The organism is Pricia antarctica (genome assembly GCF_900101815.1).
GTDB lineage: Bacteria > Bacteroidota > Bacteroidia > Flavobacteriales > Flavobacteriaceae > Pricia > Pricia antarctica.
On the sequence record NZ_FNAO01000001.1, the window covers coordinates 422,668 to 438,779 of the forward strand.

The following is a 16,112-nucleotide window of genomic DNA, read 5'->3' on the forward strand; positions in this document are numbered from 1 at the left end:
TTTTGAGCGTGCAAAAATACGGCTTATTATTTTACCACTTCCGTGACCCCAACAACTTCTCCCCTAGCGCCGTCAGTTGGGCGGTTCCGTATTTCTCCTGCTCCCAATTTCTGGGGTCGCCCGGAAAAGCATACCCCTCGGGCGCTATACGTTCCTTCCAAGAATTGATGCGCCATTGCCGCATCTCTTCGTTATCCTCTTCGGCTGGCATCATGGAAATATATTGGGCGATACGCACTTTATCTTTCGACTTGTTCGGGCGGATACCATGGGGTTCTGTACTGTTGAAAATAAGCAGATCTCCTGCTTGCATTTTTACCTTTACGATTTTATCCTCCAAATCAGAGATATCTGGCTGAAACCGGTCGCGGTCTTCGGGTTGGGTCAGCTTCCAGGTGTCGTAGTTGCGGTAGAGCCATGGAATACATTGAAAGCCGCCCATATTTTCATCAGTCTGGTCGGCGAGGGCCAAAACGCCCTGTACATTCTGCGGACGGGTCTCGGGGTCATAATCCCAATGTATGAAACCCTTCTTATCGGTTCCCGGCGGTAAGGGAAAATTGAGGTTTGCCCTGTCGATGGTCACCCACAGCTTTTCAGTGCCCCAGACGTCGACAAAGGCATCATACACGCGGGGCATTTGTCGGTTGTTCCAAAGTTGCTGATGGTTGTAGACCTCGACCATACCCGTACCGGTCAATTCTTTCATCTTCATTTCAGCCCTGGGCGGCGCATACCAAGTCTTTGGGTCATCTGGGTCTTTTTCATCGAACTCCCAGATAAAATTGGCCGTTGCTAGTGCCTGTTCTTTGGGAACGGCGTTTTTTATAACAATATATCCGTTGTACTTCCAAAATTTCCAGTCTGACTCGCTCAAGACACGCAAAGGCTTCCCATTACTTCGGTCGTTCAGTTTTTGCTTGCTGCTTGTTGCGGTAGATGGATTTCCGGGGATTTCCTCATGGGCTTTGTTAGCCATCTCCGCTTTATACTTCGAATCCATAGTGGTACATTTTTGATGCATTTAAATTACGGAAATTTGCCGAATTTATATCCAATAGACCCCCACACTTTGAAATCATTTAGACTTTTTGTTTCGAACCGAGATATTCGACTTCTTTGCCTTTAGCACTAGAAAAATAGCCTTCAGGGGCAAAATGTATCGAATAGATCGGTTATTTTACGATAAACTAAATATAAGTATCCATGAAAGTAAAATCATTCTATTTTATATTCATTTCACTACCATTCCTTTTAACCTCATGCGCGCAAAGATTAGTCGGTACGTGGACGGTCCAAAAATATGAGAACGTGAGCCCCGGTGAAAAGGGAGTTTCCGTTCAAAATGTCGGCTCGATTTCCTTTGATAAAAATGGTACCGGCCAAAAGGAAATGAACTACACGGTGCTCGGCGTTGAAAAGGATGACAGCACTCCTTTCGAATGGTCAGCGACCGAAAGTTATATTACCATCAAAAGTGAGGATTCGGATATCTCAAAAACATGGATTTATCTTGAAAACAAGAACAAAAGCCAAAAATGGAAGTCCACCGACGGTAAAAATCAGGTGCAGACCTTGGAGCTGGTAAAGCAATAAAAAGAAAAACTCTTCCCGAGACTTCGGCCCTAAATTCCAAATTCAAGGAAGCGTAAATCTTTTCTAAGAGTCATCCTATAAAATTAGAAAAAATATGGAAATCTTTACTTCGTTGAAACCGTGGACCATTGTTCAGATGTGCGTTGCGGCCATCTCTATCTACCTATATGTCATGTTGATTACGCGAACTGCAGGAAAACGGACTTTTGCCAAGATGACGAGTTTCGATTTTGCAGTGACTATCGCCATGGGTTCGATTTTGGCAGATGCGGTGAACAAGCCGACATCGAATTTGATGCCCGCCTTTGTCTCCTTGGCACTATTGGCTTTTTTACAGGTAGTATTCGCCAAAATACTATCGTCTTCGGACAGGGTGGAAAAATTACTCACCAATACACCCATCCTTTTAATGAAGGATGGAAAAATCTTTGAGAAGAACCTTAAAAAAGCGCTGGTCAGCCGGGCGGATTTGATGGGGAAATTACGAGAAGCCAACGTGCTGCAGCTTTCTCAGGTGAGAGCAGTCGTTTTTGAGACTACAGGAGATATTTCGGTGCTGCATACCACGGATACTACAGAGTTGGATGAAATTATAATGGAAGATGTTGGGGATTAAATCCCATAATCCAAACACCCAATTTCAAAAAACTAAGGAAAACCTTTAAATCTATGGATAAAGGCCGATGTGAATCTCTGTCGATACCGATAGGTATGTGAAATAGCTTCTACTCATCAGCGTAAAACCACAAAACAAAACCACCCTGGCTTTTTCAAACCAGGGCGGTCTCTAAATAAATAACCAACCAAAAACATTTTAAGTGCGATTTTGAACCGCAGAAATAGTATCCAATAGTTCTTCTAATACTAACGCCGACAATTTCAAAATCTTGCCTTATAGGACCCAAGTACACGTTAAAATTTTAAGTATTTCATCGAATTTGGACTTGAGGTTCCAAAAAACCGCTTTGCCCTTAATTTTAAGTAATTTTGTAGTGAATCGTGAAATAGACCTGGCAGGTCTTGATTGTCCGCAGGGTTTTTACCGCGGAAGATAAAGACCTGTCAGGTCTGGCGGACTTAAACGTAACATGAAAAATCCAAAAAGATTCGCCGTTATCGGTGGCGGAAGCTGGGCAACGGCCCTGGTTAAAATGCTTTGTGTCAACCAAGACAAGGTAGGCTGGTACATGCGGAATTCTGATGCGGTGGGTTTCATCAAAATCCAAAAGCACAATCCGAACTATTTGACCTCGGTTACCTTCGATACCGACAAACTCGATTTGACCGATGATATCAATGTTGCCGTTGGTAAGGCGGATATTTTAATCTTTGCCGTTCCTTCAGCCTTTTTGGGCGGTGAACTCGAAAAACTGACGGTTGACATAAAGGATAAAATCATTTTTTCGGCCATAAAAGGAATAGTTCCCGAATCTGGAATGATTGTCGGAAAGCATTTTCATACGAAATATGGCATCCCCTTCGAAAATATCGGGGTAATTACCGGACCCTGCCATGCGGAAGAGGTTGCCTTGGAGCGACTTTCTTATCTCACCATCGCCTGCGCGGACGCCGAAAAAGCTGAATATTTGGCCGAAAACCTCAGCAGCGACTACATCAGGACCAAAGTTACTGAAGATATAATAGGCGCTGAATACGCGGCTATGCTCAAGAACATTTACGCCATCGCAGCGGGCATCGCCCATGGTCTAGGGTATGGCGATAATTTTCAAGCCGTTCTAATGAGCAACGCTATTCGCGAAATGAAGCGGTTTACCAAACGAATTCATAAAATTGACCGAAATATCAACAATTCCGCGTATTTGGGGGATCTATTGGTTACCGGATATTCCACTTTTAGCCGTAACAGAATGTTCGGCAATATGATTGGTAAAGGCTATACCGTAAAAAGTGCCCAGATGGAAATGAGTATGGTAGCAGAAGGCTACTATGCAGCCAAAAGTGCCTTTGAAATTAAGTCGAAATTCGAGAAAAAAGCGAGAACACCAATTATCGATGCAGTTTACGCTGTTTTGTACGAGGGAAAGAACGCGAGAAGGATTTTTTTGGATTTGACGGAAAAGTTGGATTGAATCGCAAAGTGTTACCGACCTGCAAGGTATAAGTGAGACACGAGCAATTCATGTACGTCAGACTAATTGCGCTCCAAAGAAAAATTCGAATGTTCTTGCAATTCAGCCTGCAGTGTTTCACGCCACTCTATAATCTGGGTATCCTCGACTTTGTATATCGCTTTGAATTCTTCCAAAATAGGTTCCATCAAATTACGGACGCTGTCAATATCAAAATATAACCTACCGGTTCTGCGGATAAAGAAATCCATCGGATTTTGAACCATTTCGTAGTCGATACAGAAACGCAGTTCGGCTTTCGCCATACGTACATACTGATCGGTATCTTTTAAACTTCTATAGGTTTTTAGAATCGTGTCGGTCTGTTTGCCGTAACGCGTAACCAAGGCCCAGGCATCATGTTCGGTGAAACCCTCCGGTTTGATGCCGTCGTATACGTCCGAAATATATTTTGTGACCTGTTTGAATTTTTTAAAACCGTCATTGCCACTTAAGGGGATATCTTCCGTATAGCATTCTTTGAGTTGCCTATTATCGTCCTCTTCCATTTTCTTTGCGATACGGTCCACTACCCTTTCGGCCATTTTGCGGTAGCCTGTCAATTTTCCTCCGGCAATGCTTATGAGTCCGGTGTCGGATGTGAAAATTTCATCCTTTCTTGACAGTTCGGAGGCGGATTTGCCTTCTTCATGAATTAGGGGGCGAAGACCGGCCCAAGAGGATATGATGTCCTCCATTTCCAAATTAATTTTGGGAAACATGTTGTTGACCGCCGATATTAAGTAGATGGCGTCAGCTAAATCGGTACGTACCTCATTCTTGTCCTTACTAAAATTAGTATCGGTAGTACCAATGTAGGTAACTTTTCCTCGCGGGATAGCGAACATCATTCGACCATCGGGCACATCAAAATATACCGACTGTTTTATCGGTAGTTTTTCCTTGGGAAACACCAAATGCACCCCTTTGGTCAAATGCAATTGCTTCCCTTTTTTCGAATTGTTGACGCTGCGTAAATCGTCGACCCAGGGCCCGGCTGCACTGATGACATATTTAGATTTTATAGCGAACGTTTTATTTGACAAGACATCCTTCACATTGACACCCGCGACTTTTTCATCATTATAGATAAAATCATCCACAGCGGCATAGTTAAGCGCTTGTGCCCCGAATTGAAGGCTGGTCTTAATATTTTCTATAGTCAGTCGGGCATCGTCGGTCCGGTATTCGGCATAATAGCCTGCACCCTTCAATATCTTTTTGGGCAGTAAGGGCTCCAATTTTAGGGCCTCTTTTTTGTCCAACATTTTCCGCTTATCCTCACCTTCGACCTGAGCTAAGATATCGTAAACCTTTAAACCAATCGAAGTCAACCATTTACCATACGAGCCATGCTCGATTAACGGCAACAACATTTTCTCGGGAAGTACCAAATGCGGCGCCAATTTATGCACAATGGCCCGTTCCGAACCTACTTCCTTTACCAACCAAAAGTCAAACTGTTTCAAGTATCGTAATCCCCCATGAATCAGTTTGGTGGATTTACTGCTTGTGCCCGAAGCAAAATCGCCTTTTTCGACCAAAGCCACTTTCAATCCGCGGGAAGCGGCGTCCAAAGCGATACCCCCGCCCGTGATTCCGCCACCGATCACCACAAGGTCATATTCGGTTTTGGTAAGGGTTTCAATGGTTTTTTTTCTATCTAGGTTTGAAAATTTTATATTTTTTACCATTGTTTACTGTTTGATTTTATATTACTTCTATTAGAAACGAGTTGCACAAATTGACAAGACGTTATTGGGTTTTTATACTTCCAGAGTCAGTTCCAATATACCCTATAATCCCATCAGACCCTCTCGACAATAATCCTATCATTAATATAAACAAGTAATCGATTTTGAACTTGATAACCCATGGCTTCCAAGGCATCGGAATACGTGTATAACTGTTCTTTGTACCTTGGGTCGGGCCCGCCAGTTTTATAATCGATAAGGTGGGCGTAATTTCCCTGAAAGACAATCTTATCAGGCCTTAATATCCGACCCTTTTCGGTAATAATGTCCTTTTCGTTTTTGATGATCTTACCCGGTTGAAAATATACGGCTAATTCTGGATGACTCAGCACCTGTAGGATACTTTTCTTGATGCTTTTGATGTCATTACTGGCCATATCGCCGTTTCTCATAAGAAAATCAAAAGCGGCATCAACGTCCTTTTCGGTTTCCACTAGACCCAGTAGATGATGTATCAAATTCCCTTTTGAAATAGCTTCTTGCCGATCTGTATCCCAAAGCATTCCCGATTTGGTCAAAATGCGGAAACCCGGCCTGTTTTTATAGGTGTATCGATAGGTAATATTTTCGTGAGACGTAACGGTAGAGGCGCTGGTATTTTCCTCCAGAGTGCCAAAACTATAGCTGCGCTCGTCATCCTTCCATAGCCCTTTCTTTTTCAGATAGTCAATAAAAAGTCCGGAATAAAGGTCTGTTTTATGTTCACCGTCTTTAGTGAGGTCCTTTTCGCTGATCACGTACAAAGCCTTTTCGGCGCGGGTCAGTGCCACATAAAGTACGTTGAACGCATCGAGTTCCATTTTATGCTCTTCCTCATAATACAGTTCGGCCGCCACCTCGCCATAATTTTCCACCTCTTTTTTTTCATTGACCAGCACCTCCTCGAAGCCATTAAAAGCATCCGCATCCAAGGGTAGCCATAGTTTTTTATCCATCCGTTTATACATATTCTCATTGGCGAAGGGAAAAATAACGATAGGAAACTCAAGTCCTTTGGCCTTATGAATGGTCATAATACGCACTGCGTCGATATTATCCGGGGCGGAAATGCACAGCCTGTCCTTTTTCTTTTCCCAATGGGATAAAAAGGTTTGAATACCTGTACCTTTCTTTTGCTCGACTTCCAATACTACATCCATAAAATAAGTAAGGTAGGCATCCGATTTTGGGGCAAGGTCGAACTGTTTTATGGCCAGCTCCATCCCATCGTAGACCGAAATTTGTTGGAGAACGTGCAAATCAAAACCGTAATCGGCCTTTAAGAGCTTTGCTATCTGGCGTAGGTTATCAAAAATAAAGGAATGCCGGTCTTTCTTTTCAGCCGATAAAAAGGATAGTATTCCATACGCTACTTCCAGATTTTTCACGTCTTCGCTATAGGCCAGCACGTGGGCTAAAAAACGTACTTTATCGCTACTGTTTAGCAAAAGACTTTCTGAGGAAATGGTAGGAATCTCCCGATGCGCCAAGAAATCGGCCAGTACAACCCCTTCCTTTTTGCCCCTCACCAAAATACAAACGGAGTCATAGCTATAGTTTTTTTCGATTACCGACCGGATGGTTTTTAGGACTTCTTCGCAATAGAGGCCGTTCTTATCCTCTTCTTGATCTTTTTCGATAAAGCTCAGCTGAACCTTTCCTCCTTTTTTGGGATTGTAGCCTTGCCGGTTGCCCTCGACGAATAGGGTATTATACAATTCATTATTCAGAAACGGACTCGTAGCGGTGAAAAAATCATTATTAAATTTGATGACCTCTTCATGACTTCGGTAATTGATGGGGAGAAACTCGGTTTTAGGAGTCGCTACAAACGGATTCTCAACGCCGTTCGCCAAATTCAAAAATTGCTCTGCCCTACCGCCACGCCAGCGATAAATGGCCTGTTTCGCATCGCCGACGAGAAACAAGGAGCCACGTCGGCCCTGCATGTCCTCACTTTCGAGGGCATTCGCTATCAACGGTACCAGATTATTCCATTGCAGGGTAGAGGTGTCCTGAAATTCGTCAACAAAATAATGTCGGTATTTCTCCCCGAGACGTTCATATATAAAAGGGGCAGGTTGGTTTTTTATTTCTTTGGATATCAACGTGTTGAATTCCGAAATCGATAGTTGATCGTTCTCGGATTGCAGGGTTTTCACTTCGTGCTGGATGGCATTGAGCACCGTCAGCGGTACGATGTTGTTATAGGCATTCTTCAGAAAGGCCAATTCGTAATACCCCGTTTGTAATGCATTAAAAACAATCGTGAATTCCGAATGTAGTCTATCCAGCGTTGCCTTCACCTTTTCAGGTGCGGATTTGTTGTACAGCGTCACGGTTTCGAAATTTTGCTTCCATGCGGCGCTGAAATCCATATTCAAATCTCCATCTGCAATTTTTATCAGGAACTTTGGAAAATAGCTTCCGGTAAAATCCGACGTTTCCAATCCTTCTTCTTCTATTACGCGCAATGTCTGTGAAGCGGTATCGACCAATCTTTCCTTTAGTGCCTTTGCCCTTTTGCGCAGTATTCCCTTTAATCCCAAAAAATCGTCAATTCCCTTATCCTTTAGCTTTTCGAGATGCTGTGTATGGGTTTCGTTGAACAGCAGTTTTCCGATATTGAAAAGGTCGAGGCCAATATCCCAACTTTTATCGTCATCTATTTTTTCCAAAGCAAAATCCAAGAGTACTTTGGTCAGTTTTTTGTTTGTACCCGCCTTATAGACCAGTCTTGCCACAGCCTCGTCCAATAAAAGATCCGTATCGAGAACCACTTCGAAGTTTTGAGGAAGCTTCAAGTCCTTGGCAAAAGTGCGTATAAGACGATGCGTGAACCGGTCGATGGTCGAGATATCAAAAAAAGCATAGTTGTGCAAAATTTCCTTCAGGGTAGATTTCGATCGTTGGCGAAGTGCTCGAGCATCAATCTGTAGCTCTTTCATGAGATCGTGGAAAAGGGGAGGCGCATTCTTCGGGTCATCGATATTACCAAATTGGTACAGACTGTCGAGAATACGGTGTTTCATCTCGTTTACCGCTTTGTTGGTGAAGGTAATAGCCAGTATTTTCTTAAAACGTCCGGCAGAAGACAGGGCGATTTTAAGATAGGCCTTGGTCAGGGTGTGGGTCTTGCCCGAACCGGCGGAAGCATTGTATATTTTGAAAGGGGCGTCTTGCAAGTGCTTTTTTACGCAAAATACGGATTCTATTACTGTTCTTAACAAATAATTAGGGGGTTTTACCTGTTAAAAAATGTACATTAGCTATATAGCAGCATGCGTGTTGCAAAGAATAAACTTATTAATCTAAAAAACACTATAAAATGGCTTTTGATCTACCAAAATTACCGTATGCATTCGATGCATTGGAACCGAATATAGATGCTCGTACCATGGAAATACACCACGACAAACACCATGCGGGCTATACAAATAAATTGAATGCCGCCATAGAAGGAACCGAAATGGAAGATAAGAAAATAGAGGATATTTTGCAGCATCTCGACATGTCAAAAACCGCGGTGAGAAATAACGGGGGCGGATTTTATAACCATTCCCTATTCTGGAAAATGTTGTCTCCCGACGGTGGTGGAAAACCCTCCGGTGAGGTTGCCAAAGCAATTGATGCGGCTTTTGGTTCTTTCGACAGTTTCAAAGAGAAGTTTAGTGACGCCGCAGGTTCACGCTTCGGATCGGGCTGGGCTTGGTTGTGCGTACACAAGGGCGGAAAATTAGAAATCTGCTCCACTCCGAATCAGGATAGTCCACTGATGCCCGATACCGGTTGTGGAGGTCATCCCATTTTAGGACTTGATGTATGGGAACATGCGTATTACCTGCACTATCAGAATAAAAGACCTGAATATATCAATGCGTTTTTCAATGTAATTAATTGGGACGAGGTAGCAAAGCGATATGCCGACGGCAAGTAAGACTTAAAGGAGTCCCTTAAATTAAAAAGCCCGGAACCAACTTTGGTTCCGGGCTTTTTAATTCTTATTTTTAATAGAAAAGGGCGGAGAAGTCTCCACCCTTTTCGTCCCAAATCTTACCATAAACTTAACCTACTTATGCTATGGCAATTCAAAAATACTAGGATTGTTGCGAATAAAAAAAGTTTTTATTAAAAATAATGGTTTTTTTTATTCGAAACTGGGGTTAATCTCGGTTCAAACTGGGGTTAACCTTATCTTTAAATGGGGTTGGTACCAATAAAAAGGCGGAACAATTTGCTCCGCCTTTTCCCCAAATCTTACCATGAACTTAACCTACTTATGCTATGGTCCTTCAAAAATACAGCAAGGTTGACCTTTTAAAAAAGGTTTTAGATGAATGACCGTTTCCTAGGACGAAATGCAAGATTCAATAGTAAGGTGGTTGAGTGTGCTGAAACCATTAGGAGGCTTTTTAAAGACTAAGCAGGCTTTTTGGCATATAGACTCATTTGAATGGTGATATGGGGCCTAAAAAAGAGACTAAGCCATTCCTCAGTATGACAAAAAAGTCTATAAATAAAAAGGCGGAACAATTTGCTCCGCCTTTTCCCCAAATCTTACCATGAACTTAACCTACTTATGCTATGGTGAGACAAATGTATTGCAAAAGCGCACCTATAGAAATTTTATTTGTTGAAAGGGACTAATATGGGATGAATCGCGTACATCAAATTTTGATGGGGATTTGAAAATAAAAAAGGTGGAGAAGTCTCCACCTTTTTTGCCCCAAATCTTACCATGAACTTAACCTACTTATGCTATGGTAAGCTCAAATTTACCTTGAGAAAGCCGTTAAAACGCTGAAAAAACGATATAGAACTTAAATTATCGATGAAATGCATATTTACCTGTATTTCATCGATGGGAACCCATTCATTCGAACATCGAAGCAATTCAATACGCCCGTTCGTTCTTGCCTTCATAAAAATTGATAAAGGCCCTGTTGACAACACGATTTCCTCCCGGAGTCGGATAGTTTCCGGTAAAATACCAGTCCCCCAAATTCTTCGGACAGGCCTGATGTAAATGTTCTATGGTCTGATAAATAATCTGTACCTCGGCCTTCATATCATCGGGACTCAATAATTCCCCTATTTTCTGGGAAATTTCCTGGGCGGTAAATGGTGCATAGAAGTCTTTGACATGGTTTATGACCTCAACATCCCTTGAATCGGCCTGTGCCATACATTTATCGTAAATATCGTCTACCATGTTCATGGTTAAACGTTCTTGGTGCAGCGCCAATGCCGCTTTAAAGGCAATAAAATCTTCTAACTTGGCCATATCGATACCGTAGCAGTCGGGATAACGGATTTGCGGAGCGGAAGAGACTACGACTATTTTTTTCGGCGATAGCCGGTCCAAAATACGGAGGATACTCTTTTTCAGGGTTGTACCCCTAACAATGCTGTCGTCTATAATTACAAGGTTATCCCCTTTTTCAACAGAGCCATATGAAATGTCGTAAACATGGGCCACCAAGTCGTCCCTACTACTGTCTTGCGTAATGAAGGTACGTAGTTTAGCATCCTTTATGGCCACTTTTTCAATACGCGGACGTACTTCCAGAATTTCGTGGAGCTGCTCGCTCGTGATTTTTGTTCCGATGGAAAGAATCTGTTCTTCCTTTCTCTTGTTGAGGTAGTTCTGCGCCTCCTTTACCATACCGAAAAAAGAGGTTTCCGCTGTATTCGGAATATAGGAGAACACGGTGTTTTTTATATCATTTTCTATGGACGACAATATCTGGGGGAAAAGTAGTTTGCCCAGCATTTTTCGTTCCTGATAAATTTCCTTATCGCTACCTCGTGAAAAATAGATCCGTTCAAAAGAACAGGCCTTTCTTTCTACTGGGGTCAAGATTTTTTTTAGGGATGTTTTACCATTCTTTTCTACAATGATGGCATGTCCCGGATCCAATTCCTTGACTTCTTCGTAGGGCACATTGAACACGGTCTGTATCGCCGGTCGTTCGGATGCGATGGCGACCACTTCGTCATCTTGGTAATAGTAGACCGGACGTATACCTGCAGGATCTCGCAATACAAAAGCATCGCCATGGCCCAGAAGTCCGGCCATAGCATAGCCTCCGTCAAAGTTTTTGGCCGCCCTTCTCAAAATTTTGTGCACTTTGAGCCTTTCTGCAATAAGCGGGGAGGCTTCCTGTTTGGTATACCCTTCTTTTTTTATCTGTTTATAGAGCTTGGCAACAGCATCATCCAAAAAATGACCTATTTTTTCCATCACGGTGACCGTATCTGCCATTTCCTTGGGATGTTGCCCTAATTGGATCAGGTTATCGAACAACTCGTTCACATTGGTCATGTTGAAGTTTCCGGCAATGATAAGGTTCCGGTGCATCCAGTTGTTTTGGCGTAGGAACGGATGTACGTTTTCGATACTATTTTTTCCAAAAGTACCATAGCGCACGTGCCCTAATAACACTTCCCCGATATATGGGATATGCTTTTTTTGCATGGCGACGTCGTCAACATATTCCGGATGCTCCTTTAGTGTAGTATTGATGCGGTCGTTGATCTGGTCGAAAATATCCTGAATGGGCTGTTGTGCCACGGAACGTACCCGGCTCATATAACGCTCACCGGCCTCCATATCCAATTTGATGCTAGCAAAACCCGCACCGTCCTGACCCCGGTTATGCTGCTTTTCCATCATCAGGTACATTTTGTTTACCCCATAAAAGGCTGTACCGTACTTTTTCTTATAGTATTCCAAGGGTTTCAATAACCGAATCAAAGAAATACCACATTCATGTTTGATAGCGTCACTCATTTTGCGTTGCGGGTTAAAAAAGGTTACGGGCTATAAAGTCATTTATTGGTTGCAATCTATATGCCAACTTGCATTAAAAAAGCCCCAAATGTTGGGGCAGATTTTATACCTATTTTAATTCTATGTCGAATTGGGTCAAGGTCTTGAACTGGTGTAAGCGTTGGTTGACTTCTTCCCTTTTCAGGTCTTGCATCCGTCTTGTACCAAAACGTTCCACACAGAACGAGGCCAGGTTGGAGCCGTGAATGACAGCATTTTTCAGATTGGCGAACGAAATAGTATCGGTAGCTGCCAAATAGCCCGAAAATCCACCGGCAAAAGTATCACCGGCGCCTGTTGGGTCAAACACTTCTTCTAAAGGCAAAGCAGGGGCAAAGAACACCTTTTCGTTATGGAACAATAAAGCCCCATGTTCTCCCTTTTTAATAACCACATACTTGGGTCCCATTTTTTGTATTTCCTCTGCGGCCTTGACCAGTGAATATTCATCGGTAAGTTGCCGGGCCTCTGCATCGTTTATCGTGATTACATCAATATGCTTTATGACCTGCTCTAGTTCTTCGAGGGCATTATCCATCCAAAAATTCATGGTATCAAGTACGATGAGCTTGGGGGTAGCTTTCATTTGTTCGATGACACTCATTTGAGTATTCGGGTGAAGATTGCCCAACATGACGATATCGGCATCCTTAAAATTATCGGGGACAACGGGGTTGAAATCCGCTAAGGTATTCAGCTCAGTGGCCAAGGTATCCCTAGAATTTAAATCGTTGTGGTATTTACCTTTCCAATAAAAAGTTTTACCACCCTTGACAATTTCTACTCCCGACAGGTCGATATTTTTGTTTCTGAGAAGATCTAAATATTCTTCGGGCAGGTCGTCGCCAACAATGGAGACAATGGCCGAGTCGACTTCGAACTGTGAAGCGGCCAGCCCGATAAAAGTAGCGGCACCGCCAAGTATTTTATCCGTTTTACCGAAAGGAGTCTCTATTTCGTCAAAGGCAACAGTGCCTACGATCAGAAGTTTGCCCATGTAGTATTGTGTTGAATTGGAAATGTGTACGTATCTAATTGCCACTATTTCCGAACTTGTGCAAAGGTAAGGTTTTGGAGTACCAACAAAAATAAAATCCGCGGTCTATTTTTAATGGAAACGCCCCGGCCTTTGCATCCGGTTTTCCGGGTACAAAGTCGGGACGTATTCTTAAATGGAGAAAATCAAGCCTCTACTACCTGAGTATATTTATCTTTAACATGGGCCTCTATCCACTTCAGGCAATCCGAAAAGGTGTTAAAGATATGTTCTTCGGGAATCAAATCAGGAATAACATCGACCCGTTCCATCATATACCGCGGTTGTTTGAGCACATCGACCAACAGCACGTTGATTTCGGATTTTTTCAGGTCGATAAGCACGTCTTCCAATGTGTATAGTCCCGATTGATCCATGTATGGCATACGGTCCATTCGAATGATGACCGTCGACGCGGTTCTCGGAATCTGGTCGGCAAGCTGTTGGAAATCACTGGTAGACCCGAAAAATAATGGTCCTTTTAGATGTTTAATAAAGACTTCCTCTTTTAGGCTTTGTGGGAAACCCGCTTCGTCGGCCCAGCCCTGTTCTTTTTCAAGCGTTTTCACATCGGAGTGCTGTGCGGTAATGTCACCCATCTTTTTCATGAACATCAATGACGCGATTACCAGACCTACCCCTACCGCATAGACTAGATTCCACACAGAGGACAGTACCAATACGACCAACATAATCACTACCTCGGAACTAAATTTTATGGGACCCAGGCTCATGTCTTTGGGCAGACTGGGTATGGCTTTTAATCCCTTATAATCCATTACCCCAATACCTACGGTAACCAAAATACCCGCAAGCACGGCAGCGGGAATTTGCGATGCCACCGGTCCCAAGGCCAATAAAATGACCAATAGTAGCACTCCGGCAATCATACCCGACAACTTGCTCTTACCGCCCGCATTGATGTTCACCACTGTTCTAATCGTTGCCCCGGCACCGGGTATTCCCCCGAAAACTGCGGCAATACTGTTGCCGATACCCTGCCCGACAAGCTCTTTATTGGGTTGGTGCTTTGTCTTGGTCATGTTATCGGCCACTACCGAGGTCAATAGTGAATCGATGGCCCCTAAAAGTGCCAAGGTCAACGCAGTAAACACGTAGGGCGTAACCGCTCCCAGCTCGAATTCCGTAAATATCCCCAGATTGGGTATCGGAAATCCGCTAGGTATTTGCTCGATGGGGCGGTAATTCAATCCAAAACCGTAGGCGACCCCAGAAACTACCACTAAGGCCACTAGTGCGCTAGGTATCGTCGTAGTGATCCGTTTAAAACCATAAATGATGATAATCGTGGATAACGCCAACATCAACTCCAGCCAATTAATATTGCCTAATGCCCTAGGCATTACTTTTAAAGAACCAATAACCCCTGAAGCTTCTTTCTTGGCGAGGGTTCTGGCTTCCTTTTGCATATCTTCTTCGGTGATATTCCCAGCCCTTTCGATAGTCTGCTCGAAATCTTCGAGCACCAAGATTCCTTCTCCGGCCTCATCCTTTAGAATATTGTCGAGAATAATCTCTTCGGCCATGGGCTTATACTGGCTCACGAGTTCGGCATCTTCTTTCGGATAATAACCCAACGAAGGCAATATCTGGGTCACCAAGATAATAACCCCAATAGCAGTCATAAAGCCGGATACTACAGGGTAGGGAATATACCGGATGTATTTGCCGATACCGATCAGACCAAGTCCAATCTGCATAAGGCCGGCCAACAGAAAAACAATAAGTATGGCAGGCAATGCCTTTTCCAGACTTCCATCATTGGCTGCGACGATTCCGGCTATAACGACCATGCTTACTGCCGTCATCGGCGCGGTTGGCCCGGAAATCTGAGTGTTGGTGCCTCCAAAAAGGGCAGCAAAAAAGCTGATAAAAATAGCTCCGTAAAGTCCGGCGCTGGGGCCCATGCCTGAACTAACGCCGAAAGCAAGGGCCAAGGGGAGAGCGACGATACCAGCGGTAATTCCGCCAAAAAGGTCACCCTTAAGGTTTGCGAATAAATTTTTCATGTGTTGACTATTTCAAATTTTATATGGACTTTTAAACTAGTGCTGTGGTAAAGCTAAAATCGTTTTGAAATCAATCTAAATGATAGATTTCCATGATATTACCGAGGATGCCCTCGAAATCGATATTTAGATCAATCAGTTTTCCAGTATGCACGTCAAATACCCAACCGTATACTTTTAGGCCTCGATCGCGATAAGCTTTTTGTACGGCCGCAGTCTTGATAAGGTTTACACATTGCTCTTGCACATTGAGTTCTACCAAACGATCATACTTCTTATCTTCGTCTTCGATGTCGTTCAACTCATTTCTGTGGATGCGATACACATCGCGAATGTTGCGCAGCCAAGGATTAAGGATACCTAAATCTGCGGATTGCATCGCCGCCTTTACCCCCCCGCAGGCATAGTGCCCGCAGACCACGACATGGTTCACCTTTAATTGGTTCACCGCATAGTTTATAACCGACATCACGTTCAGGTCGATGCTGATGACCATATTCGCGATATTTCGGTGAACGAACACCTCGCCAGGGCCCATGCCCATCAATTCTTCGGCGGTCACCCTACTGTCGGAACACCCGATATACAGCAGTTCGGGATTTTGGCCCTTGCCCAACTCATCGAAGAATTCGCCATCTTCGGATAGTTTAGCTTTGATCCATTTTTCGTTGTTCTTGAAAACATTATCGAGATTCATATACTATTTATTTAGATGAATAAGAGTAGACCATAGGCAATATCGGATAATTACCCTGA

11 protein-coding genes are annotated in these 16,112 nt (G+C 43.4%); 4 read left to right on the forward strand and 7 right to left on the reverse strand.

All coding sequences use genetic code 11. The features are described from left to right. Nucleotides 1–31: 31 nt before the first annotated feature. On the reverse strand, nucleotides 32–1,003 hold the full coding sequence (locus tag BLT07_RS01765; protein ID WP_091865099.1) for a phytanoyl-CoA dioxygenase family protein: 972 nt from the start codon (nucleotides 1,001–1,003) through the stop codon (nucleotides 32–34). 203 nt (nucleotides 1,004–1,206) lie between these two features. Here BLT07_RS01765 and BLT07_RS01770 point away from each other — a divergent pair, with 203 nt between their 5' ends. The 3 genes from BLT07_RS01770 to BLT07_RS01780 all read left to right on the forward strand — a co-directional run bounded on the left by BLT07_RS01770 (nucleotide 1,207) and on the right by BLT07_RS01780 (nucleotide 3,686). Further along, nucleotides 1,207–1,596: a hypothetical protein gene (locus BLT07_RS01770; RefSeq protein ID WP_091865101.1), complete on the forward strand. Its 390-nt coding sequence runs from the start codon at nucleotides 1,207–1,209 to the stop codon at nucleotides 1,594–1,596. A gap of 94 nt (nucleotides 1,597–1,690) precedes the next feature. Then, nucleotides 1,691–2,212: a DUF421 domain-containing protein gene (locus BLT07_RS01775; protein WP_091865103.1), complete on the forward strand. Its 522-nt coding sequence runs from the start codon at nucleotides 1,691–1,693 to the stop codon at nucleotides 2,210–2,212. A 472-nt stretch (nucleotides 2,213–2,684) separates the two neighbouring features. Continuing rightward, nucleotides 2,685–3,686, forward strand: a complete 1,002-nt coding sequence (locus BLT07_RS01780) for an NAD(P)H-dependent glycerol-3-phosphate dehydrogenase (RefSeq protein ID WP_091865105.1) — start codon at nucleotides 2,685–2,687, stop codon at nucleotides 3,684–3,686. A gap of 62 nt (nucleotides 3,687–3,748) precedes the next feature. Here the strand turns inward: BLT07_RS01780 and BLT07_RS01785 are convergent, their stop codons facing one another. Together BLT07_RS01785 and BLT07_RS01790 are read right to left on the reverse strand one after the other, a co-directional pair. Continuing rightward, nucleotides 3,749–5,419 carry a glycerol-3-phosphate dehydrogenase/oxidase gene (locus tag BLT07_RS01785; protein WP_091865107.1) on the reverse strand — a complete coding sequence of 557 codons (1,671 nt, stop codon included), beginning with the start codon at nucleotides 5,417–5,419 and terminating at the stop codon, nucleotides 3,749–3,751. Between the two features lie 113 nt (nucleotides 5,420–5,532). Beyond that, nucleotides 5,533–8,688 (reverse strand): UvrD-helicase domain-containing protein, encoded by a 3,156-nt coding sequence (locus BLT07_RS01790; protein WP_245726421.1) that lies wholly within the window; start codon nucleotides 8,686–8,688, stop codon nucleotides 5,533–5,535. A 98-nt stretch (nucleotides 8,689–8,786) separates the two neighbouring features. Here BLT07_RS01790 and BLT07_RS01795 point away from each other — a divergent pair, with 98 nt between their 5' ends. Further along, entirely contained in the window at nucleotides 8,787–9,395 is a 609-nt protein-coding gene (locus tag BLT07_RS01795) for a superoxide dismutase (RefSeq protein WP_091865111.1), read from the forward strand. A 957-nt stretch (nucleotides 9,396–10,352) separates the two neighbouring features. On the opposite strand, the gene BLT07_RS01800 is transcribed toward BLT07_RS01795, so the two are convergent. From BLT07_RS01800 to BLT07_RS01815, 4 genes are all read right to left on the reverse strand, one after another. After that, nucleotides 10,353–12,251 (reverse strand): amidophosphoribosyltransferase, encoded by a 1,899-nt coding sequence (locus BLT07_RS01800; RefSeq protein ID WP_091865113.1) that lies wholly within the window; start codon nucleotides 12,249–12,251, stop codon nucleotides 10,353–10,355. A 109-nt stretch (nucleotides 12,252–12,360) separates the two neighbouring features. After that, nucleotides 12,361–13,287 (reverse strand): PfkB family carbohydrate kinase, encoded by a 927-nt coding sequence (locus tag BLT07_RS01805; protein ID WP_091865114.1) that lies wholly within the window; start codon nucleotides 13,285–13,287, stop codon nucleotides 12,361–12,363. A gap of 185 nt (nucleotides 13,288–13,472) precedes the next feature. Continuing rightward, nucleotides 13,473–15,356 (reverse strand): SulP family inorganic anion transporter, encoded by a 1,884-nt coding sequence (locus BLT07_RS01810; RefSeq protein ID WP_091865116.1) that lies wholly within the window; start codon nucleotides 15,354–15,356, stop codon nucleotides 13,473–13,475. Nucleotides 15,357–15,426: 70 nt separating this feature from the next. Continuing rightward, entirely contained in the window at nucleotides 15,427–16,053 is a 627-nt protein-coding gene (locus BLT07_RS01815; RefSeq protein WP_091865118.1) for a carbonic anhydrase, read from the reverse strand. Nucleotides 16,054–16,112: the final 59 nt, after the last annotated feature.